The following is a 24,154-nucleotide window of genomic DNA, read 5'->3' as shown; positions in this document are numbered from 1 at the left end:
TATCTTTTACTTAACAAAAAACGAGACATACTAAACGAAAAACTAAACAAAATTCATGAAAAAGTTTAAAGGAGGACATGGTATGAATTTTAAAAAGGTAATGGCAGCAGTACTTGCAGGAACAATGGTATTCGGAATGGCTTCTTCCGTAAGTGCAGCAACAGAGGTTTCTTTCTGGACACTGAACACAAGACAGAACGCGGTTGAGCCGATCGTAGAGGCATTCAACGAAGCAAACCCGGATATTAAAGTAACAGCTTCTTTCTATGACACAGATGGAATCAAGGATGCATGCAAAGTAGCAGCTTCTTCCGATACACTTCCAAGTATGTGGTTTAACTGGGGCGGCAGTCTTGGAAGCTTCTATGAGGAGAATGGAAAGACATATGATCTTACACAGTATGCGAAAGATAACGGATGGAACGACAAATTTACAGAATCTTCTTTAAATCTCTGTACATTTGAAAACAAGCTTTCCGGATATCCGACAAGCTACAATGCACTTGGTGTTTACTATAATAAACAGATCTTTGAAGATAACGGAATCGAAGTTCCTACTACATTCGAGGATTTCGAAGCAGCTCTTAAGACTCTGAAAGATAACGGAGTTACACCAATGGATACAGCCGGACTTAACGGATGGCATGTAATGAGATGGTTTGAGCTTCTTGTTGAGCACTATGCAGGTGCTGAGCTTCATGACAAGCTGAACACATTTGAGGAGAGCTGGAACTGCGATGCAGTAGTACAGGCTTTTGAGAAATATAAAGAGTGGGTTGACGCAGGATACTTCCCGGATGGTTTCCTTACACTTGATCCGAACGATACCATCATGGCAATGGGTACAGGAGAGTGTGCAATGGATCTCCAGGGACAGTGGTATGACGGACAGTTCATCCAGAATGATCTTGATCCTAACAATTATGGTGTATTTGCATTCCCGTCAGGTGATGACAACCGTATGTCTGCTTTCGCAGAGATGACACAGTTCAATGCTAATCTTTCTGATGAAGAACTTGATGCATGCGTGAAGTTCATGGATTACTATCAGAGTGATGAGAATGTTGCAGAGTATGGTGAGTACTATAACGTACCGCTTCCTGTACAGGGCGCTGAAGCTCCGGCTGAGCAGGTCAACGTAAACGGTATGCTTGAAACATCTAATGAGAACGGTACATTCACGATCACTGACCAGGCATTCCCGACAGAGGTTGCAGATGTTCTCTTTAATGCACAGGATGCAGTTGCAAACGGCGAGATGACACCGGAAGATGCAGCAGCTAATATCCAGAAGGCAATTGAAGAATATCAGGCTAAATAATCATAAAAGCATAACGGGGCGGCCAGAGCGCAGGCTTTGGCCGCTTTTTTCAGTAAAAATGGAGGTGATCCGGAATGAAGAAAAAAAGAAAAGTTGATTTTGGGGCATATGCGTTTCTTATACCGGCAGCAGTGATCTACCTTTCCGTAATTGTGGTACCGGTATTTTACTCACTGTTTATCAGTATGTTTAAATGGAACGGTGTTGCTGAGAAGGAGTTTGTAGGTCTGTCAAACTATGTTAATCTTTTTACAAATGATGCAACATTTATGATCGCGTTGAAGAATAACCTGGTCTGGATCGTACTTACGATTGTACTTCTGATGACGGTTTCTCTTGGCTTTGCGGTCATTCTTAACAAACAGTTCCGCGGACGTACCGTGTTCCGTGCATTTTTCTATTTTCCCTGCGTTATCGCACCAATCGCGGTAGCGATCATCTGGAGATGGATCTACAATCCGAACATCGGATTTATCAATCAGTTTTTCAAGGTACTTGGGATTAATTTCAAACAGACCTGGATCTCTGATCCGAAGGTGAGCCTGTATGCAATCTTTGCGGCAGCACTGTGGCAGGGGATCGGCCAGCCGATGATCCTTTTCCTGGCAGGTCTTCAGGCAGTATCCCCGGATGTCCTTGAGGCAGCAACCATTGATGGTGCAGGTCCGGTCCGTAAATTCTTCAGTGTTACCGTACCGCTTATGAAAGAAACATTTGTCATGGTTCTTGCAACACTGATCGTAGCAGCTATGAAGGTTTTCGATATTGTACAGGGTCTTACAGGAGGCGGTCCAAACAACTCTACACAGGTTCTGGCAACCTATATGTATTCTCAGACATTCCAGTATAACAATGTAGGTATGGGAACTGCAGTTGCCTGTGTCATGGTAGTCATGATGCTTGTGGTGATCATTCCGTATGTTTCCTTCACGGCAAAAGAAAAGTAGGAGGTGCAGACAATGGACGGAAAAACAAAAAAAATCACAAAAAAAATATTGCTGTACGTACTTCTGATAATTTTGGCACTGATCTGGATCGTTCCGATCTTTACATTGGTTGCAACAGCATTGAAACACAAAAAGGATTTTATGAGCGGACTGAGTCTGTTCCAGCTTCCTGCTGAAATTGCCTGGGATAACTTTACCAATGCCATTACAAAGGGAAATCTTTTTACTTATATGAAGAATGATCTGATCATTTCCTGCCTGAAGGTACCGCTTGGTATTTTTGTAGGTGCTATGGCTTCCTTTGCACTGACAAGACTGAATATCAAGCACCGTATAGGTATCTTCGTATTCTTCCTTATTGGTATGATGCTTCCGATGCAGACAGCACTGGTACCGATCAACATCATCTACAGCAAATTGAATCTTCTGAATACATATTTCGGATTATTTTATGTTTATATCGGATTTGGTATTTCCTACTGTATCCTGATCATGCGAGGATTTATGCTGGGAATTCCGAAAGATATTGATGAGGCTGCATGTATCGACGGATGTAATAAGTGGCAGCTTTTTTACAAGATCATCCTGCCGATCGCAAAACCGGCGATCGCAACACTGTTTATCACAGATTTCCTTTCCACATGGAATGAGTATCTTCTGGCCAGCGTTATCATCAACGACAATGCCATGAAGACAGTACCGGTTGGTATTATGACATTCGTAGGTGAGCACGGAACAGACTATGGTTATCTGTGTGCAGGTGTACTTGTTTCCGTTATTCCGGTTATGGTGGTATATCTGATCTTCCAGAGATATTTCGTGGAAGGTATGGCCGGAGCAGTTAAATCTTGATATCAGATGCAGGCAGCGTAACGGGTCGTGAACAGCCGCCTGGATGACTACAGAAAGAAAGAGGAGGATTTATGAGTACTTGCAAATATACAGAATCCGTAGAAAAATGGGGAACCTTTGAAGCTGAAATGCCAGGTAAGCATGAAGGGAATCCGTTTACCGATTATGCAATTCAGGGAACCTTTAAAGGTAAAGAAGAGACAAAAACCGTAGATGGTTTCTATGATGGAGACGGAATTTACCGTGTACGTTTTATGCCATCTTTTGAAGGTGATTATACATTTGAGATCAAAGGAAGCTTTTCTGATGAAGTGTATACAGGTGCATTTCATGTAACACCGGCAGCAGAGGGCAATCACGGACCGGTCCGTGTATCCTACACCTATCATATGGCATATGAAGATGGAAAACCTTATTATTCCATCGGAACAACCTGCTATGTGTGGGAACTTCAGAGCGAGGAGCTTCAGAAACAGACACTGGAGACACTGGCAGACAGTGCATTTAATAAGATCCGTTTCTGTGTATTCCCGAAACATTATGACTACAACCTGAATGAGCCGATCAGCTATCCATATGAAGGAACTCCGATGGACAGCTCTGTACTGACATCTGAGAATTTTCTGGAATATGTTGGCTGTGCAGCAGGCAATGATTTTGATCACAAGAGATTTAATGTAAAACATTTCCAGCACATTGATGACTGTATAAAGAAGCTGATGGACCTTGGGATCCAGGCAGATATCATTGTGATGCATCCATATGACAGATGGGGATTCAGCGAGATGAGCGCAGAGTGTGATGATCTCTACTGGAAATATCTCATTGCCAGAGTAAGTGCATACAGAAACGTATGGTGGTCACTTGCCAATGAGTACGATCTTTTCCCGAAAAAGACAACAGAGGACTGGGAGCGTTACGCAGCTATTATCCAGGAAAAAGATGTATACAATCATCTTCGTTCCATTCACAATTGCAAGAGTTTCTATGATTATACAAGACCGTGGATCACTCACTGCAGCATTCAGAGACAGGATCTTTACAAGTCCTCCGAGATGGTAAATGAGTGGCGGATCCGTTACAAAAAACCGGTAGTTCTGGATGAGATTGCATATGAAGGAAATATCCAGCATGGATGGGGAAATATCAGTGGAAAAGAAATGACAAGACGTTTCTGGGAAGCATTCTGTCGGGGAGCATATCCGGGACACGGAGAAACCTATATGAATGATGAGGGAATTCTCTGGTGGTCTCATGGCGGCAAGCTTCACGGAGAAAGCCCCGAGAGATTTAAATTCCTCCAGAAGATTATGGAGGAGACACCGGCACCGGGACTTCGTCCGCTGGAAAATCAGTGGGATGAGGTTGGTGCAGCAGTAGATAATAGTCTTCAGGATATTAAATATTATATTTTCTATTACAGCTTCATGCGTCCGTCATTCCGTGAGTATCATATCGATGATGAGACAGAATTTGAGGTAGAAGTAATTGATACCTGGAATATGACGATCGAGAAGAAAGGAATCTTTAAAGGCAAGTTCCGGATCGACCTGCCTGGAAGAGAATATATGGCTGTACGTGTACGTGAGGTCAAATGATCATTTTTGCGGGGAGCTGCCTGTGAGCAGCTTCCCGCTTTGTGTTGACAGTGCAGAAGAAAATGTTTAAAATCAAGGAGAGAATGTTTAGTAAGAGGGAGCGGCATGAAGATTAAAGCAGCGGATATAGCAAGAAATCTTAATCTTTCCAAGGCAACTGTATCTCTGGTTTTGAACAACAAGCCAGGGGTCAGTGAAAAGACCAGACGGAAGGTTTTCGATTATATAGAAGAAGTTACCGGAGAACCGGAAAAACAAAAAGAAGAAAAAGATAAACAGAATCAGGAATTGGAAAATAAAAATATCATCAAGGTGCTTTATATTGACAATCATCTCAGGTTCCTCAAAAATTTTGAATTGGATGTATGCCCGGATAGTCTGACGATATTTGAACAGGAAGCCAGAAGAATGGGCTGTATCGTCAGTGTGACTTATGCTTCTTCCACAAAAAAAGAAGACGTGGAGCGCGTAGTGCGTGAGGCCAATGAGGAAAATGTGGCAGGTGTGATCCTGTATGCAACAGAGATGCAGCCGGATCAGTTTCCACCGTTTCGGGCGATCCGAAAGCCAATGGTGATTTATGATAATGATCTTGGAAATGAATATCATTGCGTTACCTTCGGTGGAGTGGAGGGAATCAGAGATTGTGTAGATTATCTGGTTTCCAGAGGATGCCGGAATATCAAATATATGGCCAATACCCAGGATATCTTTAATTTCCAGCAAAGGCGTGCAGGATTCCGTGCAGGACTTCGGAAGAATGGCCTGCCGCTGGAGAAAGAGTCTATTTACTCGCTGGGAGAAACTACCAGTGAGGTATGCGAGGCAACACTGAAATATCTGGATACTCATGAATTGCCGGATGCCTTTATCATGGAAAATTATCAGATATCCATTGGAGTGATGCGTGCGTTACGGCAGAAGAAAATTTCGGTTCCGGAAGACATTTCTCTTCTGGGTGTGGATGAGATCCCGGATTATCTTACCGGAGATATCCTTCTTACCACACTTCGGATGGAGCATCTGGAACGTGCGCATGTAGCCATGCTTTTCCTGGAACAGGAGATGAAGGGGGCGATTTCCTGTAAATTCAAGTCGTTTTCTACCTGTAAGATCATTCCAGGGCAGACGGTCAAATAAAATGAAAATACAGATGAGGAGAAAATAAAATGTTATTTTTTGTAAACGATTACTGCGAGGGAGCTCATCCGGCGATCCTCCAAAAGCTTCTGGAAACCAATATGGAGAAGCTTTCCGGCTATGGCACAGACAAATACTGTGATTCTGCAAAAGAGAAGATCCGTAAGGCCTGTGGCTGCCCGGATGCTGAGGTGCTTTTCCTGGTGGGAGGAACCCAGACCAATGCCACGGTCATAGGTTCTGTCTTGAACCGTTATGAAGGTGTTCTTGCGGCGCAGACCGGACACGTAAGCTGTCATGAGGCCGGAGCGATCGAGTATACAGGACATAAGGTACTGACACTTCCGGCAGAAAACGGAAAGATCAAAGCAGAAAGTATCACAGATTATGTGGAAACTTTTTACGGGGATGAAAGTCACGACCATATGGTATTTCCGGGAATGGTTTATATTTCCCATCCGACAGAGTACGGAACACTTTATACGAAGAAAGAGCTGGAGGAAATTTCCGAGGTATGCCATAAATACGAGCTTCCGCTATTTCTGGACGGAGCAAGACTTGGTTACGGTCTGGTAAGTCCGGAAGCAGATGTGACACTTGAGGATATCGCCAGATGTACAGATATGTTCTACATCGGCGGAACCAAGGTAGGAGCACTTTGCGGTGAGGCAGTGGTCTTTACGAAAAAAGCTCCGAAGCACATTATGACTATGGTGAAACAGCAGGGAGCCCTTCTGGCAAAAGGCCGTCTTCTGGGAATCCAGTTTGACACACTGTTTACCGATGATCTGTATACAAGGATCAGCAAAAATGCTATTGAAACAGCTATGAAGCTGAAAAAAGCTCTTCAGGAAAAAGGATATCAGTTTTTCCTGGATTCTCCCACGAACCAGCAGTTTGTAGTTCTGGAAAATAAAAAGAAAGAAGAACTGGGCAAAGAAGTGCAGTTTGATTTCTGGGAAAAATATGATGAAGATCATACAGTGATCCGTTTTGCCACAAGCTGGGGAACAAAAATGGAAGATATTGATGCGCTGATCGAGCTGCTGTAGGGCTGTCGGCAGATGATAAAAGAGATGAGATGGAAAAACTCCGTAAGGTCCGGGTGAATGCAGACCTCACGGAGTTTTTGTTTTCGGAAATTATAACTTTTTACCCTTCTCAGCAGCTGCGGTAAGCGCTTCAAATACGGCACTGCGGAAGCCGCTCTTTTCCAGGGTGCGGACACCTTCAATGGTAGTTCCTGCCGGTGAGCAGACCATGTCTTTCAGGTCTCCAGGGTGTCTGCCGGTTTCCAGAACCATTTTTGCACTGCCGAGAACAGTCTGGGAAGCAAATTTATAAGCCTGCTTACGAGGCATTCCCTGGCTGACAGCGGCATCTGCCATGGCTTCGATAAACATAAACACATAAGCCGGTGCACAGCCGCCTACAGCGCCTGCGGCGTCCATCAGACGCTCCGGTATCACTTCGGTACAGCCAAAGCTGTCTGTGATCTTAAGGATTTCTGCCAGTTCGTCTTCCGAAACCCGGTCATTGGCACATACAGCAGTCATTCCGGCTCCAACCTGTGCAGGAGTATTAGGCATAAAACGAACAACCTTCAGAGGAAGACCGGCTTTTTCTTCCAGCCATGCAAGCGTCTTGCCGGGAGCGATTCCGATGATGGTGTGCTCTGTCGTGAGGCTGTCGTGGATCTCCGTGAGAACTTCCTCATAAAACTGCGGTTTTACTGCAAGAACGACAGTTTTTGCAGATCTGACTATTTCATTGTTATCCAGAGTGGTGACAACACCAAGAGTTTTTTTACTGCGCGCTCTGCCTTCTTCTGTAAGGTTAGAAACAATGATCTCATCCTTTGAAAAGATTCCATGACGGAGAATACCGCCGATCATGGCAGAGGCCATATTTCCACATCCGATAAATCCAATCTTCATAAACAAAAACCCTCCTTAAAATTTTATAAAAAAAGACACGCCTGACTGCGTGCCCTCTTTGGCAATGAAAGCAGATAACGGGAATCGAACCCGCCTCCTCAGCTTGGGAAGCTGATGTTCTACCGATGAACTATATCTGCCTGCATTACTAATTATAACACCTGAAATAAGAAATACAAGTGCGATTTCCGATTCGTTTAGCGATCAATCTACGTTACTGAGAACGGAGTGAACAGTAATCAGTCTGCCAGCCCTGGCTCATGGTACTGTTATGATATCTGGTAGAATAAGTCACATCTTCTCCGAACCAGTCCGGCGCAGTGTAGGCATTGGCGGCCTCCTCTGTAGGAAATTCAACCTCAGCCAGAAGAACTCCCTCGTATTCTCCGTGGAACACATCCAGCTCAATAAAAAGTCCGTCTTTTTCCGGGATCACATAGCGGTCCTTTGTAATGAGGATACCGTCTGCTTTAGGCTTCAGATGCTCATAGGCCTCAGCGGTGAGCGGAAGATTATATTCTTCACGGCTCATGAGACCTTTGGATTTGTAAGTAAGAAAATAGTCATCATCCTGCCGGCGGATGCGGACAACAGGGGAAGTGCAAAGATACCCCTGCTCGATCCGGTGGCAGGGATAGGAAGCCAGATCCTGCGGAAGGTCATCCTTCCGGATCAGAAATTTACGTTCAATCTCCATAATAAAAAACCTCCGGGTTTGTGAAATGAAAAGATATTATGTTCAGTCTACAGGAAAAAAACAGGATTTGCAATGGGATATCTGTTGAAATTTCTTGACATTTTCAGATGGAAAAAGCATTATGGAAGGGAATGGGGAATACAGAAAATATTTATGGATTTTATAAAAGAAAGGATGAACAGGATCATGAGTAAAGTGTATATTTTTTTCGCAGATGGTTTTGAGGATATTGAAGGACTGACAGTGGTAGATCTGATGAGAAGAGCCGGGATCGATATTCAGACAGTATCTATCAAAGAGACAAAAGAGATCAGAACCTCTCATGGAATCGATCTTCTTACAGACCGTACCTTTGGAGAATGTGATTTTTCCGATGCGGATATGCTTGTAATTCCGGGAGGAATGCCGGGAACAAAATATCTGGAGGAATATAAACCGCTGACTGAACTTCTGACAGATTTCTATCAGAAGGGCGGCAAGGTAGCAGCTATCTGTGCGGCACCAGGTGTATTCGAAAGACTTGGATTCCTGAAAGGCAGAAATGCTACATCTTATCCATCTGTTATGGAACAGCTTAAAAGTGCCAGAACATCTCTGAAGCCTGTAGTGGTAGATGGAAATGTAACTACCAGCAGAGGCCTTGGAACAGCCATCGACTTCAGCCTTTCCCTGATCGGACAGCTGGAGGGAAGCGCAAAGGCAGAAGAGATTGCTGAATCGGTGGTGTATGTAAGATCATGAAAAAAGAGATGAAACAGATCCTGTGGGTAGTGGCGCTTCTTGTTATACTGATGACCGCCACAGGACATTTGGTGTCAGCTGCCGGCTTTGACTGGTCGGATGGTACATCCAGGAACGCCTGCAAAAAGATGTATTCCGTATCTTTCAGGTCAGGCAGAGGAGTCTCCTCTGCTGTATATGAAAAATTGGGAAAGAAACAGAAATTTGGTTCCATGATCACGATTCCCAAAGTGCCGCAGGTCCCAGCAGGATATCAGGCAGAGGGATGGTCTCTGAAAAAAGGAGGAACGGAGGCAAGATATAAGCCGGGAAAAAAATATTTTGTAAGAAGAAATGTAACGTTTTATGCAGTGATAAAAAAGAAGAACAATCTCAAACTGATCCTGCACAGGAATGACGGAGGTATCTACAAGATCATACGGGTTCCAAGCGGAAAACTGAAACTGCCGGTGATGGCCAATGAAGAGAATTCTACATTCCTTGGATGGTCCACCCGAGCAGGTCAGAAGACCTCGCCAAGGTATGAAGCCGGACAGGTGATCACAGTCAGTGGGACCATGCATCTCTATGCAGTTAGATTCTGGCGTTATCAGGAACCGAATCTGGTCAGGAACAGCTTTCATTATCCTGAGAACTACGAAAGGATCATCTTCGTGGGAGATTCCAGGACATATGGTCTTCAGAAGGTATTGTACGAACAGTTTGGGGAGGAGTATGTGGACAGCCATGTCAGCTTTGTATGCTGTTCTAATACGGAACTGGACTGGCTGAAGTTGACGGGCGCACAGGCTCTTTTGAAAGAAATAGAAAAATATCGTAAAAATGAAAAATACGCAAAGATCGCGGTGGTGTTTAATCATGGCGTCAACGATCTCAGAGGTATTAAAGGAAAACAGGATCTGAATGATAAACTCTCACAGTACGGGTCTTACATGAAAAAGCTGGGAACAAAGCTTTCCATGAAAAACTGCAGTCTGTATTATATGTCTGTGAATCCGATTAATGGAGGGAAAAGGGGAAGTACCCGGAATCGTAAATGTGAGGATATCCGGGCTTTTAACAGCGGTCTTGCCAGTAAGCTTGGAAGTCAGTACCATTATATCGATGTTTACAGTTATCTGATGCGGACAGGATATGGTACTGTATCCAATACGGGAGACGGTACAGACGATGGTGTTCATTATACGCCCGGAACTTATAAAAGAATTTTTGCATTTTGTCTTGCTTACATAAGAAAAACAGAAAATTACTTTGATATTGAGGAAATACACCGCACGGATTTTGGCGATTAGCATAAGTTCTGTGCATTGCGAAGTGCGTTGCTGAGAACGAAGTGAGCAGTGACAAATGCCCTGTGTGGGCATATGGAAAACTGAAAAAAATACTGGCGTTTTTACAGTGGTTATGCTATACTACAGAAATGACTGTAAATATATATAATGCGAGTGTTAACTATTTTATATAAGGTATTTACTCGATATGATTAAGGAGGAACAAGAAACATGAGTTTACAGGTGGAGAAAATGGAGAAAAACATGGCGAAACTTACAATCGAGGTTTCCGCCGAGGATCTTGACAAAGCAATGCAGAATGCATATCAGAAAGCAAAAGGCAGAATTTCTATTCCGGGATTCCGTAAAGGAAAAGCTCCAAGAAAAATGATCGAGCAGATGTACGGAAAGGGAGTATTCCTTGAGGACGCTGCAAACGCTCTGATCCCTGAGCATTACAGCAAAGCACTTGCTGAGTGTGATCTTGAGATCGTTTCCCAGCCTAAGATCGATGTAACACAGGTTGAGCCTGGCAAACCATTTATCTTTACAGCAGAAGTAGCTACTAAACCAGAGGTGACTCTCGGTGACTATAAAGGACTTGAGGTTCCGAAGTCTGAGACAGAGGTAACAGACGAGGAAGTCGAGGCTGAGCTTAAGAAAGAGCAGGAGAAAAACTCCAGAACGATCACAGTTGAGGATCGTGCAGCACAGAACGGCGATACAGCAACTATCGATTTCGAGGGCTTCGTAGACGGTGAGGCATTCGAGGGCGGTAAAGGAACAGACTATCCGCTGACACTTGGTTCCAACACCTTCATCCCGGGATTCGAGGAGCAGCTTGTTGGTGCTAACACAGGTGATCACGTAGAAGTTAAGGTTACATTCCCAGAGGAGTATCAGGCAAAAGAGCTGGCTGGCAAAGAAGCTGTATTCCAGTGTGATGTTAAGAAGATCGAAGCAAAAGAGCTTCCGGAGCTTGACGACGACTTTGCTAAGGATGTATCTGAGTTTGATACACTTGCTGAGTACAAGGAAGACGTTAAGAAGAACCTGACAGAGAAGAAAGCAGAAGACGCACGTCGTGCAAAAGAAGACGCAGCAGTAGATAAAGCGATCGAGAATGCACAGATGGATATTCCGGAGGCAATGATCGAGACACAGACACGTCAGATGCTTGACGATTTCGCAAGAAGAATGCAGTCTCAGGGTCTTTCCATGGAGCAGTACTTCCAGTTCACAGGTCAGAGTGTTGACAAGATGATGGAAGACATGAAGCCACAGGCTCTTAAGAGAATCCAGACAAGACTTGTTCTTGAGAAGATCGCTGAGGTAGAGAACATCCAGCCAACAGAGGATGAGGTTAACGAAGAGATCTCCAAGATGGCAGAGATGTACAAGATGGAAGCAGACAAATTAAAAGATCTCATCGGTGAGAACGAGATGGAGCAGATGAAGAAAGATATGGCTGTTCAGAAAGCTGTTACATTAGTTGCCGATGCAGCTGTAGAGGCGTAATAAACCTCGGAAATGGAGGGCAAAATGAGTTTAGTACCTTACGTCATTGAGCAGACCAGCAGAGGAGAAAGAAGTTACGATATCTATTCAAGACTTCTTAAGGACCGAATCATTTTCCTTGGAGAAGAGGTAAACGATGTCAGTGCGAACCTGATCGTTGCGCAGCTTCTCTTCCTGGAAGCAGAAGATCCTTCCAAGGATATCCAGCTTTATATCAACAGCCCGGGTGGTTCTGTAACTGCCGGAATGGCAATTTATGATACAATGCAGTATATTAAGTGCGATGTATCTACGATCTGCCTTGGAATGGCAGCCAGTATGGGAGCTTTCCTCCTGTCCTCCGGTGCCAAAGGCAAGAGATATGCACTGCCAAATTCGACGATCATGATCCATCAGCCATCAGGCGGTGCACAGGGGCAGGCTACAGAAATCCAGATCGTAGCTGACCAGATCGCAAAAACCAAAAAGAAGCTGAACGAGATTCTTTCTGCGAATACCGGACAGCCTCTTGAGATTGTGGAAAAAGATACTGACCGTGACAACTATATGACAGCGGAAGAAGCTAAGGCATACGGCCTGATCGACGGTGTTGTGATCCACAAATAATGCGTAAGAAAAGACTCCTGTAAAGACACAGGAGTCTTATCTTGCTTTAAAAAGGAATTTTAAATGTCTGCGAGAGACGGACATTTACGTTTAGAAAGGAAACAAAAAGATATGGCAGATAAAGTAAAAGAAGGAAAGGTAAGATGCTCCTTTTGCCATAAGACTGAAGATCAGGTACGCAAGCTGATCGCAGGTCCGGATGGAGCATATATTTGTGATGAATGTATCGGGATCTGCTCCGAGATCATGGAAGAAGAATTCAGTATGTATGATCATGAGGCAGATTATGAAACAGGGATCAACCTTCTGAAACCGGAAGAGATCCACAGTATCCTGGATGAGTATGTGATCGGACAGGATGATGCCAAGAAGGCACTTTCCGTAGCTGTTTACAATCATTACAAGAGAATTCTTGCTTCAAGAAACCTGGATGTGGAGCTGCAGAAGAGTAATATCCTGATGCTTGGTCCGACCGGTTCCGGTAAGACACTTCTTGCACAGACACTGGCAAGACTGCTGAATGTTCCCTTTGCCATCGCAGATGCCACTACTCTCACAGAGGCGGGCTATGTTGGCGAGGATGTTGAGAACATTCTTCTGAAGATCATTCAGGCAGCCGATTACGATATTGAGCGTGCTCAGTACGGAATCATTTATATCGATGAGATCGATAAGATCACAAGAAAATCCGAGAATACATCAATCACCAGAGATGTGTCCGGTGAGGGCGTACAGCAGGCACTTCTGAAAATTCTGGAAGGAACCGTTGCAAGCGTACCTCCTCAGGGAGGAAGAAAGCATCCTCATCAGGAATTTATCCAGATCGATACTACAAACATCCTGTTTATTTGCGGTGGTGCCTTTGACGGACTGGAGAAGATTATCGAGGCAAGACAGGATACCAAATCCATTGGTTTCGGAGCGGAGGTTTCCGAGAAGGAAGACCGCAATGTGGGCGAGGTTCTGAAGGAGGTTATGCCGGAGGACTTTATTAAATTCGGTCTGATCCCGGAGTTTATCGGACGAGTTCCGGTCGTGGTAACCTTGGATTCTCTGGATGAAGAAGCGCTGATCCGTATTCTGAAGGAGCCTAAGAATTCCCTCACAAAGCAGTATGACAAGCTTTTTGAGCTGGATGGCGTGAAGCTTGAGTTCCAGGATGAAGCACTTGAGACAGTTGCCCGGAAATCTCTTGAGAGAAAAACAGGTGCCAGAGGACTTCGTGCTATCATGGAGCATACCTTGATGGATCTGATGTACAAGACACCATCTGACGACACCATCCGTAAGTGTATCGTTACAAAAGAGGCAGTGGAGGGAACCGGAGAGCCGGAGATCATCCACGGGGAGGCCAAGGCTCCTGCAAAAAAAGCAGGACGCAAAACATCCCGTTCGAGAAAGAAAGGCAAGCCGGAAACAGCTTGATGAAGGGAATGACATAAATGACAAATCAGGTCAATATATTGCCAATGATCGCTCTCCGTGGGACCACAGTCCTTCCGGATATGATCGTACACTTTGATGTGAGCAGAGAGAAATCTATCCGTGCCGTGGAAGCAGCCATGCTCCATGACCAGAAGATCTTTCTGCTGACACAGAAGGATCCTGAGGTGGAAATACCGGAACTTACTGATCTGTATCAGGTAGGAACCGTCGCTTATATCAAGCAGGTGGTGAAGCTTCCGCAGGATCTTTACCGGGTTCTGGTAGAGGGACTGGACAGGGCAGAGGTTCTGGGCCTGGAGCAGGAGGAACCATATCTGAAGGCGGAATGCGAGATCGTTACGGCGCAGGAAGAGGATTACCCGGAACCGGTAAAGGACGCCATGCTTCGCAGCATCCGGGAGCTTTTTCAGAGATACTGCAGAGAAAGTGGAAAAGTAAGCAAGGATCTGGTAACCCAGATTATGAACATCGAAGATGTGCAGGAAACCATCGACCAGATCGCAGTAAATCTTCCGATGGCGTATCAGAACAAGCAGAAGCTTCTGGAAGCAGTGTCTTTGAATGACCGTTATGAGATCCTTGGAGCGCTTCTTGGCAGCGAGATCGAGGTGATCCATATCACCAAAGATCTTCAGCGCAAAGTGAAATCCCATATCGACAAGAATCAGAGAGAGTATATCCTCCGTGAACAGCTGAAAACCATCCGTGAGGAGCTGGGTGAGGAGAATACTGCAGATGATATCGATGAATTAAAAAAACAGCTGAAGGAGCTGGATGCATCTGATGAAGTAAAAGAGAAGATTTCCAAGGAGATCAGCCGTTTTAAAGGAATGGCAGCCAGTGCCGCAGAGGCAACGGTGCAGAGAGGCTATCTGGAAACCGTTCTTGCACTTCCGTGGAATAAGAAATCCGAGGATTCCGAGGATCTTGAGAACGCATGGAAGGTTTTGGAAGAGGGGCATTACGGACTGAAAGAGGTCAAAGAGCGTATCATGGAATTCCTTGCTGTACGTAAGCTGACCCACAAGGGAAAGAGTCCGATCCTCTGTCTGGTGGGACCTCCGGGAACCGGAAAAACTTCCATTGCACGTTCTGTGGCAGAGGCCATGAACAAGAAATATGTCCGCATCTGTCTTGGAGGTGTCCGTGATGAGGCAGAGATCCGTGGCCACAGAAAGACTTACGTCGGTGCCATGCCAGGAAGGATCACAGTCGCACTGAAGGAAGCCGGAGTCAGCAACCCGCTGATGCTTCTTGATGAGATCGACAAGACCAGCAGCGATTATAAGGGAGATACCTCCGCAGCACTTCTGGAGGTTCTGGATCCGGAGCAGAACAGTAAGTTCAATGATCACTATGTGGAGATTCCCCAGGATCTTTCCGAGGTACTGTTTATTGCTACTGCAAATGATGTTCAGGGAATCCCGAGACCTCTTCTTGACCGTATGGAGCTGATGGAAATCCCGGGATATACGGAAAATGAGAAGGAACATATCGCAAGGGAACATCTGATCCCGAAGCAGATGGAGATCAACGGTATTCCGGAAGGCAAGCTGGTGATCCAGCCGGCAGCTCTTGGCAAGTTGATCAACAACTATACCAAGGAAGCGGGAGTCCGTTCTCTGGAGAGAAGCATCGGACGTATCTGCAGAAAAACTGCACGTGCTATCATGGAAGAGGGTAAGGATAAGGTAGTTGTCACATCCAGAAATATTTCCAGATTCCTTGGCAAAGAACGATATAACTATCTGATGGCCAATGAGAAGGATGAGATCGGGATCGCCCGCGGTCTTGCATGGACACAGGTAGGCGGTGATACCCTGCAGATCGAGGTCAATATCATGCCCGGAAAAGGCGAGCTGCTTCTTACCGGACAGCTTGGAGATGTGATGAAGGAATCTGCACAGGCAGGTATCAGCTATATCCGTTCGGTTTCTGACCAATATGAGATCGACCCGGAATTTTTCCAGAAGCATGATATGCATGTACATATCCCGGAGGGTGCCGTTCCGAAGGATGGCCCGTCTGCAGGTATTACAATGGCAACTGCCATGCTGTCTGCAATTATCGAAAAACCGGTACGTGCGGATCTTGCCATGACCGGTGAGATCACCTTAAGAGGCCGTGTACTTCCGATCGGCGGACTGAAAGAGAAGCTGCTTGCAGCTAAATATGCCAGAATCAAAGAAGTCCTTGTTCCGGAGAAAAATCGTCCGGATATCGAGGAGATGGACAGAGAGATCATCCAGGGACTGAATATCCGGTTTGTGGATAACATGAAAGAAGTTCTCGGTGAAGCTCTTGCATAAAAAAACAGAAAAACCCTGCCCTGACCTTCAGGACAGGGCTTTTAAAAGAAAAGGGAGGAATAACGAATGGTAATCAAAAACGTATCGCTGGATATCGTCTGCGGCATCACAAGCAAGATCCCGGACACAGGAAGGCCGGAGGTAGCTTTTGCGGGAAAATCAAATGTAGGGAAATCCTCCCTGATCAATGGTCTGATGAACCGCAAGGCCCTGGCAAGAACCAGTGCACAGCCGGGAAAAACACAGACGATCAATTTTTATAATATTAATGAAGTAATGTATCTCGTAGACCTGCCGGGCTACGGCTACGCCAAGGTCTCTGCAGCAGAGAAGGAAAAATGGGGAAAAATGATCGAGGGCTATCTCCATAATTCCAAAGAACTCCGTGCGGTTTTTCTCCTGGTGGATATCCGTCACAAGCCTTCAGCCAATGACAAGCAGATGTATGACTGGATCTGCCACAACGGATATGAGCCGGTGATCATCGCGACCAAGCTTGACAAGCTGAAACGCAGCCAGGTGGCAAAAAGCCTGAAGGAAATCCGCATCGGACTGGGCCTCCCGAAAGAGGGAAAGATCCTTCCGTTTTCTGCGGAGACAAAGCAGGGAAGAGACGAGATATGGGCACTGATCGATGAGTTGACCGGCCTTGGTGAACCGGCAGCTACAGAGGATTAAGGAGAGCAGAAAAGATGGGAATTATCAAGGCGCTCAAGCTGGGATTTGACTATCAGAGATACGATGATGACGGCAATGTGGTAGACATGCAGCGTGCAGTCAATGATGTGAACCTGGACATTGAAGCAGGAGAATTTGTGGCAGTTCTGGGACATAACGGATCCGGAAAATCCACACTGGCGAAGCATATGAATGCGCTTCTGATCCCAACAGAGGGAACGATGCTGGTGGACGGGATCGATACCGCCAGAGAGACCAAACTCTGGAAGGTACGCCAGAAGGCAGGAATGGTATTTCAGAATCCGGATAACCAGATCATAGGAACCGTTGTGGAAGAGGACGTAGGCTTTGGCCCGGAAAACATGGGAGTTCCTACAGATGATATCTGGAAACGTGTGAATGACAGCCTGGAAAAAGTCGGTATGACAGCCTACCGTTATCAGTCCCCAAACAAGCTTTCTGGAGGACAGAAGCAGAGAGTGGCTATTGCAGGCGTGATGGCCATGCGCCCGCGGTGCATCATCCTGGATGAGCCTACCGCCATGCTGGATCCTAACGGAAGAAAGGAAGTCCTGGAGGCAGTGCGGGAGCTGAACCGTAGGGAAAAGGTAACAGTCATTCTGATCACCCATTACATGGAGGAAGTGATCCATGCTGACCGTGTCTACGTCATGGACAGCGGAAATGTTGTGATGCAGGGAAATCCTAAAGAGATTTTTTCCCAGGTGGATACCCTTAAGGCGTATGGACTGGATGTACCACAGGTAACACTTCTTGCATATGAACTGAAGAAATCCGGCGTGGATGTTCCGGATGGAATACTGACTACAGAGGAGCTGGTGAGCGCATTATGTCAATCGAATTAAAAAATGTAACTTATACCTACAGCCCCGGGACAGCCTATGAGAGCCATGCGCTGAAGGATGTCAGCCTTGTGATTCCGGACGGCCAGTTTATCGGGATCATCGGACACACAGGAAGCGGAAAATCCACGCTGATCCAGCATCTGAATGCGCTGGTACAGCCAACATCCGGCCAGGTTCTGTATAACGGAGAAGATGTGTGGGCTGAGAAATATGACCGGAAACAGCTCCGAAGCGAGGTTGGTCTGGTGTTCCAGTACCCGGAGCATCAGCTGTTTGAAAATGATGTGATCTCTGATGTATGCTTTGGCCCCATGAATCAGGGACTTTCCAGGGAAGAAGCAGAGAAAGAAGCGAAGCAGGCTCTGATTCAGGTTGGGGTAAAAGAATCCAATTTCAAGAAATCACCCTTTGAGCTTTCCGGAGGCCAGAAAAAAAGGGTAGCTATTGCAGGGGTTCTTGCAATGAATCCGAAGATCCTGATTCTGGACGAGCCCACAGCAGGGCTTGATCCGAAGGGCAGGGATGATATCCTGGATCAGATCGCAGAGCTTCATAAGGTGCGAGGGATAACCATTGTTCTGGTTTCTCACAGCATGGAGGATATTGCGAAATATGTGGAGCGTCTCATTGTTATGAACCACGGAGAAGCTGTATTTGATGATGAACCGAAGAAGGTTTTTTCACATTATAAGGAACTGGAAACCATGGGACTTGCCGCACCGCAGATCACTTATATCATGCATGCGCTGAAGGAACATGGGCTGCATGTGGATGCAAATGCCACAACGGTGGAGGAAGCCAGAGACAGCATCCTTGCCGCACTTGCGCAGGCAAACTCTCCATTACTGAACAAAGGAGGGGCGGAAAAATGATCAGAGATATTACTATCGGTCAGTATTATCCGGCCAAATCCGTTCTTCACAGACTGGACCCACGGACCAAATTTCTGGGAACTCTGGGATTTTTGATCTCTGTGTTCCTGTTCCATACATTTCTCGGATATGCGGTGGCAACAGTATTTCTGGTTGCTATGATCGCAATATCCAAGGTTCCGGTGAAATTCATGTTCAAGGGTCTGAAGGCTATCGTTATGATCCTTCTGATCACGGTTGTGTTCAATATCATCCTGACGCCTGGCGAAGTGCTGTGGCGTTTCGGGATCATCAAGGTCACAAGGGAAGGCCTTGTTCTTGCAGGAAGAATGGCGATCCGTCTTGTTTACCTTGTGATCGGTTCTTCCATCATGACATTGACTACCACGCCGAATCAGCTGACAGATGGTCTGGAGAGACTGCTCCGTCCGCTGAACAAGATCCGGGTGCCGGTACATGAGATCGCCATGATGATGTCTATTGCTCTTCGCTTTATTCCAATCCTTCTGGAGGAGACGGATAAGATCATGAAAGCCCAGATCGCCAGAGGTGCAGATTTCGAAAACGGAAACCTGATCCAGAAGGCGAAAAACATGGTTCCTCTTCTTGTTCCGTTATTTATTTCTGCTTTTCGCCGTGCCAATGATCTGGCCATGGCAATGGAAGCCAGATGTTATCATGGTGGTGACAACAGAACCCAGATGAAGCCTCTGCATTACGAAAAAAGAGATTATGCGGCCTATGGGATCCTTGTGGTATATCTTGCTGTGGGGGTTGCATTCCGCGTGGCAGGACTGTAACCGAATCCTGCAGGTACTTAGACATGGAACGGTCCGAAGCGTTGCATTTTGCATAGCGGAACTGTAACCGAATCAGGCAGGCATTTTGCAGGACGGTATGTCTGTTTTGGGATGGGAAGTACTGCAGGGATGTCTGTATCAGGAGGGAATATATTATATGAAACGAGTAGGACTTGTTGTAGCTTATGATGGAACCAAGTACTCAGGCTGGCAGACACAGCCAAATGGAATCACCATTCAGGGCGTTTTAAACGATACCTTAAGTGAGCTTCTGGGAGAAAAGATCGAGACGATCGGCGCAAGCCGCACAGACGCAGGGGTTCATGCACTTGGAAATGTGGCGGTTTTTGACACCGAATCCAGAATACCCGGAGAAAAATTTTCTTATGCATTGAACCAGAGACTTCCGGAGGATATCCGTATTCAGCTGTCTGAGGAGGTGGAGCCGGATTTTCATCCCCGTTACTGTGACAGTGAAAAAACATATGAATATCGTATCCTGAACCGGAAGTTTCCGGTGCCAACGGAGCGTTTGTACTCTTATTTTTACCATTACAAGCTGGATGTGGATAAGATGAAGGAGGCTACCTCATATCTGATCGGACGCCATGATTTTGCCAGCTTCTGCGGCTCCGGCGCACAGGTGAAGACCACCATCCGTACCGTGACCTCCATGGATGTGTGGAGAGATGGTGATATGGTGACCATCCGCATTTCAGGAACAGGTTTCCTTTACAATATGGTGCGTATTATTTCAGGAACTCTGATCGAGATCGGGAACGGACAGTATCCGCCGGAACGTATGGATAAGATTTTAAAAGCCTGTGACCGCGGGGCAGCAGGTCCCACAGCACCGGCGCAGGGGCTGACATTGATGGGAATCGAGTTTTTCTGAAAACAGGAATTTTGTTGAAAATTACAAGAAAAAACAGTTGACAGGCAAGATGCCTTATAATATAATAACTCAATGTGACGTAGTGCGAAGATGCTTGAGCCAATAGCCCCGGCGACGGCATTTTATCAGCGGTTTCGGACATTTCCGCGATTTATTTTGCACCCGCGTTTCCATTTACTTTTTTTCGCGGAAGTACCGCGGTTTGAGAAACATTATCGTTGATAAATAACAGGAGGTAGGACCATGCAGACTTATATGGCTAATCCGGATAAAATCGAAAGAAAATGGTATGTAGTTGACGCAGAGGGTTGCACTCTGGGACGTCTGGCATCCGGTGTTGCAAGTGTTTTAAGAGGAAAGAACAAACCTCAGTTTACACCGCACGTTGACACAGGAGATTATGTAATCGTTGTAAACGCTGATAAGATCAAAGTTACAGGCAAGAAGCTTGAGCAGAAGATTTATTATAACCACTCCGACTATGTTGGTGGAATGAAAGAAACCACATTAAAAGAAATGTTAGCAAAGAAACCTGAGAAGGTTATCGAGCTCGCAGTTAAGGGAATGCTTCCGAAAGGACCTCTTGGAAGAGCTATGAACAAGAAACTTTTCGTATACGCAGGACCAGAGCACAAACATGAGGCTCAGAAGCCTGAAGTTTTAACATTTTAATAGGAGGTAGAAAACATTGGCTAGCGCAAAATTCTACGGAACAGGAAGAAGAAAGAAATCAATCGCAAGAGTTTACCTGGTACCTGGAACAGGTAAAATCACTATCAATAAAAGAGACATCGATGAGTACTTCGGACTTGAGACTCTGAAAGTTATCGTTCGTCAGCCACTGGCTTTAACAGAGACAGAGGGTAAATTCGACGTGATCGTTAACGTTCACGGTGGTGGATACACAGGACAGGCTGGAGCAATCCGTCATGGTCTTTCCAGAGCACTCCTTGAGGCAGACAAAGACTACAGACCGGCTCTTAAAGCTGCTGGATTCCTTACACGTGATCCACGTATGAAAGAGCGTAAGAAATACGGTCTCAAAGCAGCTCGTCGCGCTCCGCAGTTCAGCAAGCGATAATTCCAATCGAATACGGAAATTTATTAAAACCTCGGAAAGCCTTGATTTTCCGGGGTTTTTATATCTGAAATTTCTAAAATTTTCTAAAAAGGGGTCGATTTTGAAGTGTAGAACACACGTAGCGCACAAAACACTTTAAAAAATATATTGAGTATATTGCAAAGAAAAATTGTGTATGATATAATGCCAGTAGGCAAAAGAAATAATAAGTCCATGAGGACAAAAAGAATGAAGCCCCCAGTACCGCGAATACTGAGGGCTTCTTCTTATTTTTTATAGTGGACAAGAAACCACTAGGTCAGTGCTGTCCTTACTTGTCGCCGTCTAACCATTTGATGATGTAGTGGCAGGCTACACCAGCCATGCAGGAGACAAAGAAAGAAATAATAAATTCCATGAGGTTCACCTCCTCCCGTTGCCGGGTTTCGGTTGGACAACAATAGTATTATAGCATAGAACAATACGGACGGGAAGCAAATATATTTGCCCTTTATGGCAGTGTATTTGCAGGAACGGTGTAGCGCCGAAAAAATTGAAAGCAATGTATGAGACACTTTAATAGATATTTGATCAGACAAGGACTCTGATCGGACGAATGGGAGGTATGCTTCATGCCGTTACAGATTATCAGAAACGATATTACAAAAATGCGCGTTGACGCAATCGTCAATGCTGCCAACACTTCTCTTTTGGGCGGCGGTGGTGTGGACGGCTGCATTCATCGTGCCGCTGGACCGGAACTGCTTGCAGAATGCAGTACGCTGCATGGCTGCGAGACTGGCAGCGCAAAAATCACAAAGGGATATCGCCTGCCCTGCAAATATGTGATTCATGCAGTCGGCCCGCGCTGGCGAGATGGCAAGCATCAGGAACAACAGCTTCTGGAATCCTGTTATCGGACATCTTTGAACCTGGCAAAAGAAAATGGCTGTCAGGCGGTGGCTTTTCCGCTGATTTCCTCCGGCATCTACGGCTATCCAAAAGACCAGGCTCTGAAGGTTGCAGTCGATACCATCAGTGCATTCTTACTGGAAAATGAGATGATGGTCTACATCGTTATCTTTGATAAGAAGGCATATCAGATTAGCGGAAAACTGTTTGCTGATATCGCGGCGTACATAGATGACTGGTATGTGGATGAACATACCGACAGTCGAGTAGAACAGAGACGGCGGCTTGAAGCGTTGTCAGAGGAATCCTGCTTTGAAGCTGCATCTGCCCCGCTGCCGTCCGAAGCAATCTGTAAATCTTGCAGCAGTCAATCTCTGGAGGAGGCACTGGGGCAGATTGATGAGAGCTTTTCGGAAATGCTGCTGCGGAAGATTGACGAAAGCGGCATGACGGATGTTCAGTGCTACAAGAAGGCAAACATTGACCGGAAGCTCTTTTCCAAAATTCGCTCTGATAAATTCTATAAGCCATCCAAACCAACAGTGCTGGCATTTGCTCTCGCTTTGGAGCTGCCGCTTGCCCAGATGCAGGAGATGCTCGGCAAGGCAGGATTTACCCTTTCCCATTCGAGCAAATTCGATATCATTGTAGAATATTTTGTCGAACGGGGAAACTACAATGTGTATGAAATTAACGAGGCATTGTTTGCTTTTGACCAGAGCCTGATCGGGGCATAAGGACAAAGAAATGTCGTTTTCTATGCGACCACTTCACAAAAGAAAATCGCTATATTATGGCTGTAAGGTACGAAACCGAGTAGCCATAATCTTTTGGGAGGACAAGCATATGAGAAAAAATTTAACAGAGATCGTTTTTATCTTAGACCGCAGCGGTTCCATGAGCGGATTGGAACGGGATACCATCGGCGGATTCAATTCCATGATTGAGCAGCAGAAAAAAGCAGAGGGCGAAGCACTGATCTCAACGGTGCTGTTTGACAATGTGAGCGAAGTCCTGCACGACCGTGTAAATGTAAAGGATATCCGACCGATGACTGACCGTGACTACATAGTTCGCGGATGCACAGCACTCTTAGATGCCATCGGCGGTGCGATTCATCACATTGGAAATGTTCATAAGTACGCACGACCGGAAGATGTCCCAGAGCACACCATGTTCGTAATCACTACGGACGGAATGGAAAATGCCAGCCGCCGGTACAACAGCGAAAAAGTGAAGCAGATGATCGAGCGGCAGAAAGCGAAATACGGTTGGGAGTTTTTGTTCCTTGGTGCCAATATTGACGCAGTAGAGACTGCAAGCCAGTTCGGAATCGGTGCAGATCGTGCAGTCAACTATCAGTGCGATAGTGAAGGAACCGCGTTGAATTATGAGGTGGTCAGCGAAGCAATCAGCTCTGTCCGGTGCAGTGCCCCGCTGAGCGCAGACTGGAAAAAGCGTATAGACGAGGACTACAAAAAGCGTGGAGGCCGCAAGCACAAGTAAATGTTTTTTGAAGCCGGGGTGATGATTCACTCCGGCGTTTTCTTTGGCAGGAACTGCCGTTAAAGCATCCGGAACGGGCGCAAGACGTCCGGTGGACGTCTGCTTTGCGCGGACCGGAGTGGAACGGAGACGTGCAGCTCGATGCCACAGGCAGCGTTCTATGGGGATTGGGGGCGCACGAG

General features: G+C 45.9%; 23 protein-coding genes and 1 tRNA gene. 21 read left to right on the top strand and 3 right to left on the bottom strand.

All coding sequences use genetic code 11. The features are described from left to right. Positions 1 to 82: 82 nt before the first annotated feature. From DWX61_RS10010 to DWX61_RS09985, 6 genes are all read left to right on the top strand, one after another. Positions 83 to 1,321: an ABC transporter substrate-binding protein gene (locus DWX61_RS10010; protein WP_118625079.1), complete on the top strand. Its 1,239-nt coding sequence runs from the start codon at positions 83 to 85 to the stop codon at positions 1,319 to 1,321. 74 nt (positions 1,322 to 1,395) lie between these two features. After that, positions 1,396 to 2,268 carry a carbohydrate ABC transporter permease gene (locus DWX61_RS10005; protein WP_118512928.1) on the top strand — a complete coding sequence of 291 codons (873 nt, stop codon included), beginning with the start codon at positions 1,396 to 1,398 and terminating at the stop codon, positions 2,266 to 2,268. Between the two features lie 12 nt (positions 2,269 to 2,280). Beyond that, positions 2,281 to 3,120, top strand: a complete 840-nt coding sequence (locus DWX61_RS10000; protein WP_118512927.1) for a carbohydrate ABC transporter permease — start codon at positions 2,281 to 2,283, stop codon at positions 3,118 to 3,120. A gap of 71 nt (positions 3,121 to 3,191) precedes the next feature. Further along, positions 3,192 to 4,718 (top strand): DUF5605 domain-containing protein, encoded by a 1,527-nt coding sequence (locus tag DWX61_RS09995; protein ID WP_118625077.1) that lies wholly within the window; start codon positions 3,192 to 3,194, stop codon positions 4,716 to 4,718. A gap of 105 nt (positions 4,719 to 4,823) precedes the next feature. Beyond that, the gene (locus tag DWX61_RS09990) at positions 4,824 to 5,858 is read left to right on the top strand and encodes a LacI family DNA-binding transcriptional regulator (protein WP_118625075.1); all 1,035 of its coding nucleotides are present in this window, start codon (positions 4,824 to 4,826) and stop codon (positions 5,856 to 5,858) included. 29 nt (positions 5,859 to 5,887) lie between these two features. Then, positions 5,888 to 6,910 (top strand): threonine aldolase family protein, encoded by a 1,023-nt coding sequence (locus DWX61_RS09985; RefSeq protein ID WP_118625073.1) that lies wholly within the window; start codon positions 5,888 to 5,890, stop codon positions 6,908 to 6,910. Between the two features lie 90 nt (positions 6,911 to 7,000). Here the strand turns inward: DWX61_RS09985 and proC are convergent, their stop codons facing one another. The 3 genes from proC to DWX61_RS09970 form a co-directional block, all read right to left on the bottom strand. Further along, positions 7,001 to 7,795: a pyrroline-5-carboxylate reductase gene (gene proC, locus DWX61_RS09980; protein WP_118625071.1), complete on the bottom strand. Its 795-nt coding sequence runs from the start codon at positions 7,793 to 7,795 to the stop codon at positions 7,001 to 7,003. Between the two features lie 69 nt (positions 7,796 to 7,864). After that, positions 7,865 to 7,935, bottom strand: a tRNA-Gly gene (locus DWX61_RS09975). Positions 7,936 to 8,009: 74 nt separating this feature from the next. Further along, positions 8,010 to 8,492, bottom strand: a complete 483-nt coding sequence (locus DWX61_RS09970) for a CYTH domain-containing protein (protein ID WP_118625069.1) — start codon at positions 8,490 to 8,492, stop codon at positions 8,010 to 8,012. Positions 8,493 to 8,678: 186 nt separating this feature from the next. On the opposite strand from DWX61_RS09970, the gene DWX61_RS09965 reads away from it, so the two are divergent. The 15 genes from DWX61_RS09965 to DWX61_RS09895 all read left to right on the top strand — a co-directional run bounded on the left by DWX61_RS09965 (position 8,679) and on the right by DWX61_RS09895 (position 23,972). Then, positions 8,679 to 9,233 (top strand): DJ-1 family glyoxalase III, encoded by a 555-nt coding sequence (locus tag DWX61_RS09965; RefSeq protein ID WP_280520149.1) that lies wholly within the window; start codon positions 8,679 to 8,681, stop codon positions 9,231 to 9,233. Continuing rightward, positions 9,230 to 10,525, top strand: coding sequence for an InlB B-repeat-containing protein (locus tag DWX61_RS09960; RefSeq protein ID WP_118625067.1), 1,296 nt, complete (start codon positions 9,230 to 9,232; stop codon positions 10,523 to 10,525). The genes DWX61_RS09965 and DWX61_RS09960 overlap by 4 nt, the downstream gene beginning before the upstream one ends. A gap of 210 nt (positions 10,526 to 10,735) precedes the next feature. After that, a complete protein-coding gene (gene tig, locus DWX61_RS09955) occupies positions 10,736 to 12,022 on the top strand; it encodes a trigger factor (protein WP_118512920.1) in 1,287 nt (428 codons plus the stop codon). Between the two features lie 24 nt (positions 12,023 to 12,046). Further along, complete coding sequence (clpP, locus tag DWX61_RS09950; protein WP_015527365.1) at positions 12,047 to 12,628, top strand: ATP-dependent Clp endopeptidase proteolytic subunit ClpP; 582 nt, start codon at positions 12,047 to 12,049, stop codon at positions 12,626 to 12,628. 111 nt (positions 12,629 to 12,739) lie between these two features. After that, on the top strand, positions 12,740 to 14,053 hold the full coding sequence (clpX, locus tag DWX61_RS09945; protein ID WP_118512919.1) for an ATP-dependent Clp protease ATP-binding subunit ClpX: 1,314 nt from the start codon (positions 12,740 to 12,742) through the stop codon (positions 14,051 to 14,053). Positions 14,054 to 14,070: 17 nt separating this feature from the next. Next, the gene (lon, locus tag DWX61_RS09940; RefSeq protein ID WP_118512918.1) at positions 14,071 to 16,383 is read left to right on the top strand and encodes an endopeptidase La; all 2,313 of its coding nucleotides are present in this window, start codon (positions 14,071 to 14,073) and stop codon (positions 16,381 to 16,383) included. A gap of 66 nt (positions 16,384 to 16,449) precedes the next feature. Continuing rightward, entirely contained in the window at positions 16,450 to 17,061 is a 612-nt protein-coding gene (gene yihA, locus DWX61_RS09935; protein ID WP_118512917.1) for a ribosome biogenesis GTP-binding protein YihA/YsxC, read from the top strand. 14 nt (positions 17,062 to 17,075) lie between these two features. Further along, the gene (locus DWX61_RS09930) at positions 17,076 to 17,927 is read left to right on the top strand and encodes an energy-coupling factor transporter ATPase (protein WP_118625065.1); all 852 of its coding nucleotides are present in this window, start codon (positions 17,076 to 17,078) and stop codon (positions 17,925 to 17,927) included. Next, positions 17,912 to 18,799: an energy-coupling factor transporter ATPase gene (locus tag DWX61_RS09925; RefSeq protein ID WP_118512915.1), complete on the top strand. Its 888-nt coding sequence runs from the start codon at positions 17,912 to 17,914 to the stop codon at positions 18,797 to 18,799. The genes DWX61_RS09930 and DWX61_RS09925 overlap by 16 nt, the downstream gene beginning before the upstream one ends. After that, entirely contained in the window at positions 18,796 to 19,599 is an 804-nt protein-coding gene (locus tag DWX61_RS09920; RefSeq protein WP_118625063.1) for an energy-coupling factor transporter transmembrane component T family protein, read from the top strand. The genes DWX61_RS09925 and DWX61_RS09920 overlap by 4 nt, the downstream gene beginning before the upstream one ends. A gap of 157 nt (positions 19,600 to 19,756) precedes the next feature. Then, positions 19,757 to 20,494 carry a tRNA pseudouridine(38-40) synthase TruA gene (gene truA, locus DWX61_RS09915; protein WP_015527358.1) on the top strand — a complete coding sequence of 246 codons (738 nt, stop codon included), beginning with the start codon at positions 19,757 to 19,759 and terminating at the stop codon, positions 20,492 to 20,494. A gap of 243 nt (positions 20,495 to 20,737) precedes the next feature. Next, positions 20,738 to 21,166: a 50S ribosomal protein L13 gene (gene rplM, locus DWX61_RS09910; RefSeq protein ID WP_021650595.1), complete on the top strand. Its 429-nt coding sequence runs from the start codon at positions 20,738 to 20,740 to the stop codon at positions 21,164 to 21,166. A gap of 16 nt (positions 21,167 to 21,182) precedes the next feature. Next, positions 21,183 to 21,575, top strand: a complete 393-nt coding sequence (gene rpsI, locus DWX61_RS09905; protein WP_059086106.1) for a 30S ribosomal protein S9 — start codon at positions 21,183 to 21,185, stop codon at positions 21,573 to 21,575. Between the two features lie 611 nt (positions 21,576 to 22,186). Next, entirely contained in the window at positions 22,187 to 23,203 is a 1,017-nt protein-coding gene (locus tag DWX61_RS09900; protein ID WP_110104171.1) for an O-acetyl-ADP-ribose deacetylase, read from the top strand. 109 nt (positions 23,204 to 23,312) lie between these two features. Then, on the top strand, positions 23,313 to 23,972 hold the full coding sequence (locus DWX61_RS09895) for a vWA domain-containing protein (RefSeq protein ID WP_118625061.1): 660 nt from the start codon (positions 23,313 to 23,315) through the stop codon (positions 23,970 to 23,972). Positions 23,973 to 24,154: the final 182 nt, after the last annotated feature.

This window comes from Ruminococcus sp. AF20-12LB (genome assembly GCF_003478985.1).
In the GTDB taxonomy this organism is placed as follows: Bacteria; Bacillota; Clostridia; order Lachnospirales; family Lachnospiraceae; genus Blautia_A.
The sequence above is the reverse complement of the archived record's forward strand: the minus strand, read 5'-3'. Positions and strand labels throughout refer to the sequence as shown.